Genomic DNA, 13,963 nt, shown 5'->3' with positions numbered 1-13,963 from the left:
GGCTGCCTCCGCGAGGCGGCGGTGGCTGTCAAAGCGACTGCGCGATCATCGCCAGAAATCCTCCGGTCAGCGCCACGTTGCCGACAAAGCCATTGATGCGAGACGCACGTTCAGGTCCTTGATGATCCCAGAAATTATGGAACATCGGCGTAGCGATGATCAGGAACAGGATCAGGCATGCCGCTGCCGGAGCGGTCCAGATGCCCGCGATCACCAGTGCTCCGGCAATGATCTGCAGGACGATCCCCAGCCACAGCACCAGCCGTGCCTGCGGCACGCCGCGCGTCGTCATCAATTGGCTCACCAACGCCGCGTTCTGAATGTTGCGCAGGCCGGCAAAGACAAAGGCGCCGCCAAGCAGCAAGCGGGCGGCGAATAGGATCTCACTATCAAAGTTTGAAAACATGCTGTCGGGTCGTTGAGCAGAAAAGAGGCGCGCGGCGGAAGGCCGCGCGCCTGGTCCATGCTCAAGCGGCCAAGACTGCTGGCATCGGATGGATTGCATGAAACGGAACGCAAAGCCGGTTCCAGGTGTTGATCATGCCAAGCGCAACCGAGAGCTTGACCAGTTCCTCTTCCGAGAAATGCTCGAGCGTCCGTGCATAGAGTTCGTCCGAGACACCGTTATCGGCGATCTTCGTCAGCGCGTCGCTCCAGGCGAAAGCGGCCCGCTCGCGCTCAGAAAACAGCGGCGATTCCTTCCAGGCGGAGACGAGATAGAGCCGCTGCTCGCTCTCGCCGTCGCGGCGGGCTTCGCGGCTGTGCATCTCGACGCAATACGAGCAGCCGTTGATCTGCGAAGCGCGCAGCTTGATAAGGTGCAACAGGCTTTCTTCGAGCCCGCATTCGTCGACTGCCTTGTTGAGCGCCGACACCGCCTTCATGAGTTCCGGCGCCGCGCCGAAAAATTGCAGCCTCTCTCTCATCGTCTTTAGCCTTTCATGCTTGCTTGGTTGAACTTGATTTCTGCGGCCGCCGATGGCGCTCGACGAAGGCGCAGTTCGCGGCGACCGAACGGGGATCGGCATCGGCAGTGTATTCTGCAACGATGTCGGACAGCCGGGCCTCGGCAAGAGCGGCGCGATAGGCGCGCTCGGCCTTCAGCATCGCCACCTTGATGCCGCAGGGTTTGACATAGACCGAAGCATCGAGCCTGGCGGGGCCGCGCTGGCGGATTTCGGCGCAGCGGAATGCCGGTTCACGTCCTTCTACGGCGAGCACGATGTCGAGCAGCGTTATGCGTTCGGCCGGTCGCGCCAGCCGGTAGCCGCCGGACGGCCCCGGCACCGATTCCAGAATGCCCGACGCCGTCAGCATATTGAGATGCTTGAGGAGATAGCTCGGCGACAGCCCGAACGCTTCGGCCATGGCCGCACCCGGCATGGTCGCCGCGCCCTCCATGCCGGCAAGCATCGCGGCGCAGTGGATGGCCGCTTCGACGCCCTCGCCCAGTTTCATTTCCCTCTCCTGTTCATGGATATATGGTATCCTGGATAATTTACATCTGCAATAGCCATTTGAAAAAAAGCGGCGCCCGCAGGTGCCGCTTTTCCATAACGGGCCGTGCCCTATTCCGCCGCCGCCTTGGCCATCGGATTGTTCGGATGCGTCGTCCAGTTGGCATAGATCGGCGACACCGGCCTGCCGGTGCGCTGGTCCATCACGCCGACCGCCAGCGGCTCCATGGTGATGCAGTTCTCGACCGGACAGACATTGACGCAGAGATTGCAGCCGACGCATTCGGCCTCGATCACCTCGAAATGCCTGACGCCGTCCACGATTGCGGTAATCGCCTGGTGTGAGGTGTCCTCGCAGGCGATGTGGCAGCGGCCGCATTTGATGCAGGCGTCCTGGTCGATATGCGCCTTGGCGACGTAGTTGAGGTTGAGATACTGCCAGTCGGTGACGTTGGGCGTGGCGCGGCCGACGATGTCGTCGAGCGTGGCATGGCCCTTTTCGTCCATCCAGTTTTCCAGGCCGGCGATCATCTCCTGCACGATCTTGAAGCCATAGGTCATCGCCGCCGTGCAGACCTGCACATTGCCGGCGCCGAGCGCCATGAATTCGGCGGCGTCACGCCAGGTGGTGATGCCGCCGATGCCGGAGATCGGCAGGCCCTTCGTTTCCGGATCGCGCGCGATCTCGGCCACCATGTTCATGGCGATCGGCTTCACCGCCGGACCGCAATAGCCGCCATGCGAACCCTTGCCGTCGATTGTTGGTTCGGGTGCGAAATTGTCGAGATTGACGCCGGTGATCGAATTGATTGTGTTGATCAGCGACACCGCGTCGGTGCCGCCGGCAAGGGCAGCGCGTGCCGGCTTGCGGATGTCGGCGATGTTGGGCGTCAGCTTGGTGATCACCGGCATGCGGGTGTTGGCCTTGCACCAGCGCACCACCATTTCGATGTATTCCGGCACCTGGCCGACCGCCGCACCCATGCCGCGTTCCGACATGCCGTGCGGGCAGCCGAAATTGAGCTCGATGCCATCGGCGCCGGTTTCCTCGACCACCGGCAGGATCGCCTTCCAGGCGTGCTCCTCGCACGGCACCATCAGCGACACGACGATCGCCCGGTCGGGCCAGTCCATCTTGACCTGCTTGATCTCGCGCAGATTGACCTGCAGGTCGCGGTCGGTAATCAGCTCGATATTGTTCAGGCCAAGCAAGCGGCGGTCGGCGCCCCAGATAGCGCCATAGCGCGGGCCGTTGACGTTGACCACCGGCGGGCCCTCTTCGCCGAGCGTCTTCCAGACAACGCCGCCCCAGCCGGCCTTGAAGGCGCGGATGACGTTATAGGCCTTGTCGGTCGGCGGCGCCGAGGCCAGCCAGAACGGGTTCGGCGATTTGATGCCGACGAAATTGTTGCGGATGTCTGCCATGCTCATGCCCTCCCGTTCGAGGTCAGTGCCCGATGAATGCTTTCCGCCGCATCGCGGCCTTGCGCGACGGCCGAGACCGTGAGGTCGTCGCCGCCGAAGATGCAGTCGCCGCCGGCCCAGACGTTTGGCAGCGAGGTGCGGCCTTCGGCGTCGACCTTGATGCGGCCGGCTTCCAGGGCAAGCAAGGCCCCGCTGCCGTTGAGCGCAGCCGGAACAAAGCTCTGGCCGATCGCCTTGAATACCTGGTCGGCGGCCAGCGTCAGCCGCTCGCCAGTGCCGACGAGCCGGTCGCCGTCCATCGCGGTGTGTTCGAGCTCGATCGCCGACACCTTGCCGCCATCGGCAATGACCCGCTTCGGCTGCAGCCAGTGACGGATAGTGACGCCGTTGGCGGCAGCCAGATCCTGCTCGAATTCGGAGGCGTTCATGTGCTCCTGGCCGCGCCGGTAGCAGATCGTCACCTCTTCGGCGCCGAGCAGCTTCGATTGCACCGCCGCGTCGATCGCCGTCATGCCGCCGCCGATGACGACAACACGCCGGCCGACCGGCAGGCTGGCCAGATCACTGGCCTGACGAAGCTCGGCAATGAACTCGACGGCATTGGTGACGCCTTGCGCCTCCTCGCCATCCGCTCGCAAGGCATTGACGCCGGCAAGCCCCATGCCGAGGAACACCGCATCGTAATTCCTGGTCAGGTCCGACAGCTGGTAATCACGGCCGAGCGCCTTGCCGTTCTGGATGTCGATGCCGCCGATCGACGTGACATAGTCGACTTCGGCCTGGGCAAAATTGTCGACGCTTTTATAAGCGGCGATACCGTACTCATTGAGGCCGCCGGGCTTCGGGCGGGCTTCCAGGATGGTCACGTCGTGGCCATGACGGGCGAGCCGATGCGCGGCTGCAAGCCCGGCCGGTCCGGCGCCGACCACGGCGACCGTCTTGCCGGTCGGTTCGGAGCGCTTGTAGAACTGCTTGTTTTCGGCCATGGCGACATCGGTGGCGTAGCGCTGCAGGCGACCAATCTGCACCGGCTTGCCTTCGGCCACCTCACGCACGCAGACTTCTTCGCATAGCGTCTCGGTCGGGCAGACGCGGGCGCACATGCCGCCCAAAATGTTCTGATCAAAAATAGTCTTGGCTGAGCCGATCGGATTGCCCGTCGAAATCTGGCGAATGAACAGCGGGATGTCGATCGAGGTCGGGCATGCATTCATGCACGGCGCGTCGTAGCAGAAATAGCAGCGGTCGGACTCGACCAGCGCCTCGTGATGATCGAGCGGCGGATGCAGGTCGGCGAAATTGTCGGCATATTGTTCCGGCGAAAGTCGCCCGCCGGCAATGCCTTGCTTGAACTGGCCTTCTGGCATCGTCAGTTCCCCATGTTCTTGTTTTGGGGGAGGCTAGCACGTTTTATTTTTTTATCAATTGGTCAATTTTCGGCGCAAGCGACTGAAAGGGTTGACCAAAACATGATAGATGAACTCATGTTTTCGAGATGGGGGCAATCACGATGCGGACAGAGGGTCGATCTCAGGGTCACTGCCATGGGTCGACCTGATCTCGTCGGCGACCAGCTCTTGCAACCGCCACAGGTTGCGGTCGCGAATGCCGAACTCTTCCAGATGATGGACGGTGTTGAAGAGATATTCGGCACCGGACCCGACATGCCCGCATGCTCTTGCCAGCACCCGCGCAACCTTTTCCAGCGGCCGTTTTAGCGAGGTGCCCCTGCCGGTTATGCCGACCCAGAAGCCCAGCGCCCTGATTGTGCCTTGCGCCGTGCGCACGGGAAGCCATCTGACCGAGCCGACACTCTCGTGATCATCGATCTCGCGCCGAAGCAGCCTTTCGATCTGCAGCGGCTTTTCGCCCTCCGGCAAGCGATGGATCACGCCATTGCATCGCCCGCCACGCTCGAGCGCCATCGTCAGCCCGGGCTACGCGGCGCTGCCGCGCCAGCGGGCGATGTCGAGGCAGAAGGACCGATGCCAGCCAAAGGCGGTGGCGCGCTGTCGTTCGACGGATTCGAAGGCCGGCTTCCAGATCAGCGAGCCATAGGCGAATACCCATAACGGCCCCTTGTCTGCTTCATCAGACAGACGCAAGGCAAGGTCTTGGAAATCCTCATCGGTCAACTGCGTCCAGCTTCCATCGGGACCGGGATCGGCCTCCTCCCGATGGCATAGCGCGACAAGTTCGGAAGTGAGCGACATCCGGCGCATGGATCGACATCCCCCGTTGACGGCAAGGAAAGTCGAAAACCGCAAGGCGCGCAACCCCACAACATTTCCGATTTTCTCGCCGTTTTTTGGTTGGCCGTCGGATTTTTGTCGTGAAGATCGTCCTAGGATGGATCGCGCATGATCGATGTATGAACCGCAAGGAGCACGACAATGCCACAGTCCCCGATGCCTTTCTTCTGGTACGAGCTGATGACCACCGATCTCGACGCCGCCGAGGCGTTTTACACAGCCGTGGTGGGCTGGAAAGGACAGCCTTTCGACGGGGCGCCGGGAATGCCGCGCTATATCGTCATGAATGTCGGCGAGCGCGGCGTCGGCGGGCTGATGACGCTGCCCGAGGACGCGCGCAAGATGGGCATGCCGCCGGCCTGGATCGGTTATATCCTCACCAGGGACATCGATGCGGCAACAGCCTCCCTCAAGAAAGCTGGTGGCGCGGTTCACCGCGAGCCCGACGACATTCCGGGTGTCGGCCGCTTTGCCGTCGTTGCCGATCCGCAAGGCGCGATGTTCAACTTCCTGCAGCCCAGCGGCCCAGACCAGCAGCCGCTACCATTGGCGACACCCGGCAACATTGGCTGGCATGAGCTCTATACGTCCGACTGGAAGGCGGCGCTCGATTTCTATTCCAGCCAGTTCGGCTGGACCAAGGGCGACGCCATGGACATGGGCCCAATGGGCACATACCAGCTCTTTGCCTTCGGCGGCGAACCCGTTGGCGGCATGATGAACAAGCCCGAACAGATCCCGGTGCCGGTCTGGCAGTTCTATTTCAACGTGCCCGGCATCGACGCGGCAGCCAAGCGCGTCACCGACAATGGCGGCAAGATCCTGATGGGCCCGATGGAGGTCCCCGGCGGCAGCTGGGTCGTGCAATGCACGGACCCGCAAGGTGCCCATTTCGCGCTGATGGCGCCGGTGCGGTAACAGGCCGCGCTATTCGCGGGGCCGCCATCGTGCGGCCCCCAAGCTGCAGCACTCCTCACGACTCTCCTCACCGACAATTGATGGCAGGCCGGACTATGTGAATGGTCCGGCCTTTGGCGTTGTTCTATGGCCGGGCGAGGTGAAAATGGAGTCATGCATGAAGCTTTTCGAAGGCCTCGCCAGATATCAACCCTTCGCCCTTGCCGCTTTGCGCATCATGACGGCGCTGCAATTCCTGGAGCACGGCACCCAAAAATTATTCAACTTTCCGGTCAGCGATCATGCCGGCGCCCTGAGCGGGCTGTCGCTGACAGCGGGCATCCTCGAATTCGCCGGTGGCATCCTGCTGGCATTGGGGCTTTTGACCAGGCCGGTTGCATTCCTTCTCTGCGGCGAAATGGCGATCGCCTATTTCATAGCGCACGTGCCGCAGGGCTTCTTTCCGGTCAACAATGGCGGCGATTCGGCGATCTCGTTCTGCTTCATTTTCCTCTATCTGGTGTTTGCCGGGCCAGGCGCCCTGGCGCTGGACAACCGCCGCAGCGCCTGAGCTTCAACAATTGCGAATCTCAGCCGCGCATCCGCTCGAAATTGGCGTCGAACAGCGGTGTCTGCTGCATGCGCGCAGCGTGACGCTTGCCCAATAGCTCGATCTCGAAACCGTCGGCCTCATCGGCGATCTCTTTCGGCACATAACCGATGGCGACGGACTTTTTGGAATGATGTGCGTAGCCGCCCGACGTGACCCAGCCACGCACGGCGCCGCCATGCCAGATCGGCTCGTCGCCGATGACGTCGGCATCGACAGCATCGACGACGAAGGCGCGCAGACGCAGTCTGCCGCCTTGCTTGCGCTCTGCCAGCGCTGCCTTCTTGCCGATGAAATCGGCCTCCTTGCCATAGGCGACGAAGCGGTCGAGCCCGGCCTCGAGCGGCCCATAGATCGGCCGGTATTCGCGCGCCCATGAACCGTAATTCTTCTCCAGCCGCAGCGCATTGAGCGCGCGCGAGCCGAACAGGCCGATGCCGAACTCTTCGCCCGCCGCCATCAGGGTCTGGTAGGCGGCACGCTGATACTCCGGCGCCACCCAGATCTCGTAGCCGAGATCGCCGGTGTAGCTGACGCGGCCGACCAGGCACGGCGCCATGCCGATATCCATCTTGGCGATGGCCATGAATGGAAACGCGGTGTTCGAGACACCAGATCGTGTGACCTTTTCAAGAAGGTTCCGCGCCCTAGGCCCGGCGATCGACAGCCCCGTGAGTTTTGCTCCCAGCGCTTCGATGCCGACCGAGCCGTCCTGCGGCAGATGCGCCTCGAACCAGCGCATGTGATACTGTTCGGCGATGCCGGAGCCGGCCAGGAACCAATCGTCACTTTCAGAATTGCCGAGATTGGCCAGCGTGAAATCGCCGATCAGCCTGCCGTCTTCCTTCAGCATCGGCGCCAGCGTCATGCGGCCGAGTTTCGGCAGCTTGCAGGCAAGCAAGCGGTCGAGCCAGGCTGCAGCGCCCTCGCCGGTTACTCTGTATTTGGCGAATGACGAGATTTCCGACAGACCAACGCGTTGCCGAACCGTCTCCACTTCTTTCGCGACGTGCTCGAAATCACTCGAGCGGCGCCAGGAGAATTCGTCCTTGACGCCTTCGGGCGCGTACCACAGCGGCACCTCCAGCCCGAAGGCGACGCCCCATTGCGCGCCTTTGGCCGACAACAGATCGTAGACCGGCGTCGTCTTGAGCGGCCGTCCAGCCGGCAACTCCTCGTTCGGGAAGCGGATCGAAAACCGCCGCGAATAATTCTCGCGCACCTTGGCGTTGGTGTAGGCCATCGTGGCCCAGTCGCCGTAGCGCGAAACGTCCATCGCCCAGATATCGGCACCGGGATCGCCCTCGATCATCCAGTTCGACAGCGCCAGCCCGACGCCGCCACCCTGTGAGAACCCCGCCATGACACCACAGGCCACCCAGAATCCCGGTAGGCCGCGCACCGGGCCGACCAGCGGATTGCCGTCCGGGGCGAAGGTGAAGGGCCCGTTGATGATCTGCTTGATGCCGGTATTCTGGAAGGCCGGGAAATGCCGGAAGCCGACTTCCAGCGACGGCGCAATGCGGTCGATGTCGGGCTCGAGCAGTTCGTGGCCGAAATTCCATGGCGTCTGGAATTCGGACCATGGCTTGTTGGCCTTTTCATAAGTGCCCATCAGCATGCCGCCGCGTTCCTGGCGCAGATAGAGCTCGCCGTCGAAGTCGACCGCATGGATGATCTCCGTGCCGGTCTTCTGGTTCCAGGCGGCGACCTCCGGCATGTCCTCGGTGATCAGGTACATGTGCTCCATCGCCAGCACCGGCAGCTCCAGCCCAACCATGCGGCCGACCTCGCGCGCCCACAGTCCACCGGCATTGACGACATGTTCGGCCACCACCTCGCCCTTGTTGGTGATGACGCGCCACAAGCCGTCGGCGCGCTGCACAATGTCCTCAACCTTGGTGAAGCGCTCGACCTCAGCACCAAGCTTCCTCGCGGCCTTGGCATAGGCGTGGGTAACGCCGGACGGATCGAGATGACCGTCCTCCTTGTTGCGCACCGCACCGACGAACTGCTTGGGATCGAGCAACGGCATCAGCTCGGCAGCCTCGTTCGGCGATATCTCCTCGAGCTCGATGCCGAGATAGCGGCCCTTGGCGACGACGCCGCGCAGCCAGTCGAGCCGCGCCTCGGTCGCCGCCAGCAGCACGCCGCCGGTCAAATGCACGCCGGTCGCCTGGCCGGACAGCTCCTCGATCTCCTTGTAGAGCGAGATCGTGTATTTCTGCAGCTTGGCGACGTTGGGGTCGCCATTGATCGTGTGCATGCCGCCGGCCGCGTGCCAAGTCGAGCCGGAGGTCAATTCATCGCGCTCCAGAAGCACAATGTCGGTCCAGCCGTGGCGGGCCAGATGGAACAGCACGGAGCACCCGACGACACCACCGCCGATGACCACGACCTTTGCATGCGATTTCATGAGGTTCTCGTTATTTCAAAGGGTTGGATGGGTTTCATGATTCTGGAGGAGAAGAGAATGAATCCAAATAAGAAGACTGGCGCTTAAGGCTCGCTTTGCCCGATCGCTTCCTTGCGCTTGGCCACGTACGCCTCCAGCGCCTCGCGCCGAGAGATATCCATCACCGGCTCGACATAGTCCTCCAGCGCCTTCTTCCATAGCCGGGTCGCCCGCGCCGTGGCGTCGAGCCCGCCGGCCTCCTGCCAGGCCTCGAAATTCTGCCAGTTGGACAGCATCGGCTGATAGAATGCCGTGGCATAGCGCTCCAGCGTGTGCGGCTCGCCGAAGAAGTGGCCGCCGGTCGGCACTGCCCCCAAAGCCTCGACGGCAAGCTCGGCCTCGTTGACTTCGATTGGGCGCAAAAACTCCATCATGTGCTGGATCATCTCGACGTCGATGATGAACTTTTCGAACGACGCAGTCAGCCCGCCCTCCTGCCAGCCGGCGGCATGGTAGACGAGGTTGCCGTGGCCGAGCACCGCCCCCCAAAGCGCCATCAGCGTCTCATAGGCGCCTTGCGCGTCGGCGGCATTGGAGGCCGAGCCCGGCGTCGTGCGGTAAGGTAGATTGTAATGCCGCGCCAGTTGTCCGGATGCGATGTTCGCCTTGGTGTTTTCAGGCGTGCCGAAGGCTGGCGCACCCGACTTCATGTCGACATTCGAGGTGAAGGCGCCATACATCACCGGTGCGCCGGGACGCACGAGTTGCGTCAGCACCACGCCGAACAGCGCTTCGGCATTCTGCTGGGCGAGCGCGCCGGCAAGCGTCACCGGGCTCATCGCGCCCATCAGCGTGAACGGCGTCACCGCGACCGATTGGCCGAACTCGCCCATGGTCATCAATCCTTCGGCCATCATCTCGTCGAAGCGGCGCGGCGAGTTGACCGAAATGATGGTGGTGACGCCGGGATCGTCGCGCGTCTCGTCAAGCGTCAGTCCGCGCGCGATTGCCATCATTTCGATGCCGTCGAGCGCCCTGCCCCGGCCGATGGCCGAGACGTGAAAGCTTTTGTCGGTCAGTGTCAGATTGGCGAAATAGGTGTCGAGATGACGGGAATTCGCCGGCAGTTCCACCGGCGCGCAGACCTGGTTGCCGAGCATATGGATGCAGTTGAAGTGCTGGGCCAGCCGGACGAGGTCGGAATAATCGCGCAAATTGCCGGCACGGCGGCCGCGCTCCATGTCGTGCACATTGGGTGGCCCGGCGACCAGCGTGAAGTTGATGGTGTTGCCGCCGAGATGAACAGCGTGAGCCGGGTTGCGCGGCGTCAACGTATAGCTGGACTGCGTCGTCTTCAGCGCTTCCTCGATCATGCCGCGATCGATGCGGACGTTCATCGAGGCATGATCGACCTTGGCTCCGGCCTTCTCGAACAGCGACAGCGCCCGCGGGCTCATCACCTCGATGCCGAAATTCTCCAGGATATGCATCGACGCCTGGTGGATCGCCTCGATCTGGTCGGCCGAGAGCATCGCCATCGGCGGATAAGGGTTTGTCACCCGCCTGAGCGGCAGTTGCGGGATGGCGGTCGGTCCCCTGTTGCTGGTTCGCTCGGCGCCGCGCTTGCGTCTTGGTTCGCTCATGCGGCGCATCAAAGCGCCGGCACGAGGATCGAGCTGTCAGAAATCCGCCATTTGCGGGCGTGATTTTAGCCAAGGCGTCATACCGGGAATTTCACATCGGTAAAAGCGACAACAAACGTCGGAATGTTGATACTTGCTCTGCGCCAGCCAAAGCGGCCGATGAGCCGTTAAGGAACGCAGCAAGATTCCTTTTATGTTTTCGGCCTAATGCTCTTCCAATGCATAGTTCGAGTTTTAGTAAAATTGTAGCTGTCACCGTGCCGCTGGCGCTTTCGGCCTGCGCGACGCCGCCGAGCCATATCAACGATGTCTGCGCCGTTTTCGACCAGAATGACGGCTGGTTCGACAACTGGCAGGCAGCGGCACAACGCGCCGAGCAGAAATACGGCGTGCCGGTTCCGGTGCTGATGGCGACGGTGCGCAAGGAATCCGGCTTTAAGAGCAATGCCAGGCCGCCACGCACCAAGCTGCTGGGCTTCATTCCCTGGAAACATATCTCCAGCGCCACCGGCTTCTCGCAGGCGCTCGACGGCACCTGGGCGCAATACCAGAGCGAGACCGGCAGCTGGGCAGCGCGCCGCACCCGCTTTGCCGATGCCGTCGATTTCGTCGGCTGGTACCATTCGAAAACCGCCGACACGTTCGACGTCGCCCGCAACGACACCTACAATCTGTATCTCGCCTACTATCTCGGCTGGAACGCCTACAAGCGCGGCAATCGCGGCGACGCCGACGTGCAGCGCTATGCGCACGCCACCGAGCAGATGGCGCAGGACTACGCCGCGCAGCTACGGCAATGCGCGCCCTGAGCAGGTTAACGGCATTCAATCGCCCTTGCGTTTGCGCGGCTTGCGCGTGGCTTTCTCCGCCTGGCGGCCGTCGCCGACAGTCTGCGGCATGATCGGTGCTGACGCACTATTGGCCGAACTTGAAATGCCACCTGTCTCTGAAACCTCGTCGCGAACCTCGTGACGGCGGGCTTTGGCGACCGCTTCTCCATTCTCTGCCACCTGCCCCTCGGCATCGGCTTCCGCGCTGCCTGTCTTGCCGTGTGGACGCTTGGGCGGATCACCGGCAAAGCCCGGACCAGTGCCGTGCGGTGCATCGTCCGGCACGCCCTCAAGCGCGGCATGCTCCTTGTCGAATTTGATCACCGGCTCCATCTTCGCCAACACGTCGTCGGCCAGCCAGCACAGGCTCATATGGCCGTCGCCGAGATGCTTGACCGGCGGCACTTTGGTTTCGCAAAGATTGTCCGGCACCAGCTTCTTGTAGCCGCAGCGCGTCTGGAACGGACAGCCTGAGGGCGGATTCATCGCCGACGGAATGTCGCCTTCGAGCACGATGTGTCTTTTCACCACGCTGGTGTCGGCAATCGGGATCGCCGACAGCAGCGCCTCGGTGTAGGGGTGATAGGGCGGTGAAAAGATCTGGTCGGTCGTGCCTTGCTCGACGATGTAGCCGAGATACATGACGACGACGCGGTCGGCGATGTAGCGCACCACCGACAAATCGTGGCTGATGAACAGCATCGTCGTCTTGTTCTTGCGCTGGATGTCCATCAAAAGCTCGGTGACCGCCGCCTGCACGGACACATCCAATGCCGAGACCGGCTCGTCGGCCACCACCACCTTGGCGTCGCCGGCAAACGCCCGCGCAACGCCGATGCGCTGTTTCTGGCCACCTGAAAGCTGGCGCGGCTTGCGCGTCTCGAACGCCCTCGGCAGCTTCACGAGGTCGAGCAATTCCAGCATCCGCTTGCGTCGGTCGGCCACCGTGTTGCCGACATTGAACTTTTCCAGCGTACGGATGATCTGCGAACCGACCGAATGGCTGGGGTTGAGTGTGTCGAACGGATTTTGAAACACCATCTGGATCGACGATACCGTGTCGACGCTGCGCTTCTCGATCCCGGTCGACTGGATCTCCTTATTGCCGAGCTTCACGCGGCCGGAGCTTGCCGTTTCGAGGCCGAGCAGCACCTTGGCCAGGGTCGATTTTCCGCAGCCGGATTCGCCGACGATAGCGACGGTTTCGGATTCGCGCGCCATGAACGAGATCGTCTCATTGGCCTTGACGACACGGCCCTCGCTCGAGCCGAACACTTCGCTGCCGCCGACCTTGTAGTACTTCCTGAGGTCTTCGATCTGGAGCACCGGCGCACCGGGCACCACCCGCTCGTTGACCTTCTTGGCGCCGGGCGGCAGCGCCTCCCAGTCGATTTCGTTGAAGCGCACGCAGCGCGAGAAATGCCCGTCATGGCCTTCGACCGCGATCATCGGAATTTCGGCGGCGTTGCAGACGCCCTCGACGAAATGATGGCAGCGCGGGCCGAAATTGCAGCCCTTCGGCCGCTCGTGCGGCAGCGGCAACTGCCCCGGGATCGAGATCAGCGGCCGCGAATTCTTGTCGGCGCCTGGCAGCGGGATCGAGCGGAACAGGCCTTGCGTGTAGGGATGGCGCATCCGGTCGAAGACGTCCTTGATCTTGCCTGTCTCCACCGCTTCGCCCGAATACATCACCGTGATGCGGTCGCAGGTCTCCAGGATCAGGCCGAGATTGTGCGACACGAAGATCATCGAGGTGCCGAACTTCTCGCCCAGCCCCTTGACCAGGTCGACGATGCCGGCCTCAACCGTCACGTCGAGCGCCGTCGTCGGCTCGTCGAGCAGAAGCAGCGCAGGCTTCGACAGCAGCGCCATGGCAATGACGATGCGCTGCTGCTGGCCGCCGGAAAGCTGGTGCGGGTAGGAACGCATCATGCGCTCGGGATCCGGCAGCTTCACCGCGCGCACCATGTCCAGGGCGCGTTTGTAAGCTTCGTCCTTCGACACCTTGTCGTGGATCAGCGGCACTTCCATCAGTTGCTGGCCGACCTTCATCGCCGGGTTGAGGCTGGCCATCGGCTCCTGGTAGATCATCGCGATCTTGTTGCCGCGGATGGCGCGCAGTTCCTCGTCGGACAGTTCTCCCATGTCCTTGCCCTGGAACTTGATCTTTCCGCCGACGATCCTTCCGATATTGGACAGGTCGCGCATGATGCCAAGCGACACGGTCGACTTGCCGCAGCCGGATTCGCCGACAATGCCCATCGCCTCGCCGGGCATGACCGTGCAGGAAAAATCCATGACGGCCGGGATCTCTCCCTTGCGGGTGAAGAAGGAGATCGACAGGTTCTCGATCTCGATGATCGGCCCATTGGTCGGCTTGGCGGGATTTCGAACTGCCTCATTCATGGGTCGCTCCAATCCTTATTCTTCAGGCATGTCGGGCCGAACCCGGCA

11 protein-coding genes and 1 pseudogene are annotated in these 13,963 nt (G+C 62.5%); 3 read left to right on the top strand and 9 right to left on the bottom strand.

The window, feature by feature from the left end; all coding sequences use genetic code 11:
- Positions 1–28: 28 nt before the first annotated feature.
- The 6 genes and pseudogenes from NKI85_RS08260 to NKI85_RS08235 all read right to left on the bottom strand — a co-directional run bounded on the left by NKI85_RS08260 (position 29) and on the right by NKI85_RS08235 (position 5,104).
- Positions 29–406: a DoxX family protein gene (locus NKI85_RS08260; protein ID WP_352529594.1), complete on the bottom strand. Its 378-nt coding sequence runs from the start codon at positions 404–406 to the stop codon at positions 29–31.
- A gap of 61 nt (positions 407–467) precedes the next feature.
- Positions 468–926: a carboxymuconolactone decarboxylase family protein gene (locus tag NKI85_RS08255; protein WP_352529592.1), complete on the bottom strand. Its 459-nt coding sequence runs from the start codon at positions 924–926 to the stop codon at positions 468–470.
- A 13-nt stretch (positions 927–939) separates the two neighbouring features.
- On the bottom strand, positions 940–1,458 hold the full coding sequence (locus NKI85_RS08250) for an RrF2 family transcriptional regulator (RefSeq protein ID WP_352529590.1): 519 nt from the start codon (positions 1,456–1,458) through the stop codon (positions 940–942).
- A 110-nt stretch (positions 1,459–1,568) separates the two neighbouring features.
- The gene (gene preA, locus NKI85_RS08245) at positions 1,569–2,882 is read right to left on the bottom strand and encodes an NAD-dependent dihydropyrimidine dehydrogenase subunit PreA (RefSeq protein ID WP_352529588.1); all 1,314 of its coding nucleotides are present in this window, start codon (positions 2,880–2,882) and stop codon (positions 1,569–1,571) included.
- Positions 2,883–2,884: 2 nt separating this feature from the next.
- The gene (locus NKI85_RS08240) at positions 2,885–4,249 is read right to left on the bottom strand and encodes an NAD(P)-dependent oxidoreductase (protein ID WP_352776536.1); all 1,365 of its coding nucleotides are present in this window, start codon (positions 4,247–4,249) and stop codon (positions 2,885–2,887) included.
- 138 nt (positions 4,250–4,387) lie between these two features.
- Positions 4,388–5,104: pseudogene (locus NKI85_RS08235) on the bottom strand (gamma-glutamylcyclotransferase).
- Positions 5,105–5,275: 171 nt separating this feature from the next.
- Here NKI85_RS08235 and NKI85_RS08230 point away from each other — a divergent pair.
- Positions 5,276–6,052 (top strand): VOC family protein, encoded by a 777-nt coding sequence (locus NKI85_RS08230; RefSeq protein ID WP_352529584.1) that lies wholly within the window; start codon positions 5,276–5,278, stop codon positions 6,050–6,052.
- 157 nt (positions 6,053–6,209) lie between these two features.
- The gene (locus tag NKI85_RS08225) at positions 6,210–6,602 is read left to right on the top strand and encodes a DoxX family protein (protein WP_352776535.1); all 393 of its coding nucleotides are present in this window, start codon (positions 6,210–6,212) and stop codon (positions 6,600–6,602) included.
- Positions 6,603–6,621: 19 nt separating this feature from the next.
- On the opposite strand, the gene NKI85_RS08220 is transcribed toward NKI85_RS08225, so the two are convergent.
- Both NKI85_RS08220 and NKI85_RS08215 read right to left on the bottom strand, forming a co-directional pair.
- Positions 6,622–9,057, bottom strand: a complete 2,436-nt coding sequence (locus NKI85_RS08220; protein ID WP_352529580.1) for a GcvT family protein — start codon at positions 9,055–9,057, stop codon at positions 6,622–6,624.
- A gap of 83 nt (positions 9,058–9,140) precedes the next feature.
- Positions 9,141–10,679 (bottom strand): trimethylamine methyltransferase family protein, encoded by a 1,539-nt coding sequence (locus NKI85_RS08215; protein WP_352776534.1) that lies wholly within the window; start codon positions 10,677–10,679, stop codon positions 9,141–9,143.
- 218 nt (positions 10,680–10,897) lie between these two features.
- Between NKI85_RS08215 and NKI85_RS08210 the strand changes: the two genes are divergently transcribed.
- Positions 10,898–11,488: a transglycosylase SLT domain-containing protein gene (locus NKI85_RS08210; protein WP_352776533.1), complete on the top strand. Its 591-nt coding sequence runs from the start codon at positions 10,898–10,900 to the stop codon at positions 11,486–11,488.
- Positions 11,489–11,503: 15 nt separating this feature from the next.
- Here NKI85_RS08210 and NKI85_RS08205 read toward each other — a convergent pair whose 3' ends face one another.
- Complete coding sequence (locus tag NKI85_RS08205) at positions 11,504–13,915, bottom strand: dipeptide ABC transporter ATP-binding protein (RefSeq protein WP_352529574.1); 2,412 nt, start codon at positions 13,913–13,915, stop codon at positions 11,504–11,506.
- Positions 13,916–13,963 lie beyond the last annotated feature (48 nt).

Origin of the sequence: Mesorhizobium sp. M0571, assembly GCF_040320985.1 — a bacterium.
GTDB lineage: Bacteria > Pseudomonadota > Alphaproteobacteria > Rhizobiales > Rhizobiaceae > Mesorhizobium.
Note: the sequence above shows the minus strand (reverse complement) of the source record. Positions and strands in the feature narration are given on the sequence as shown.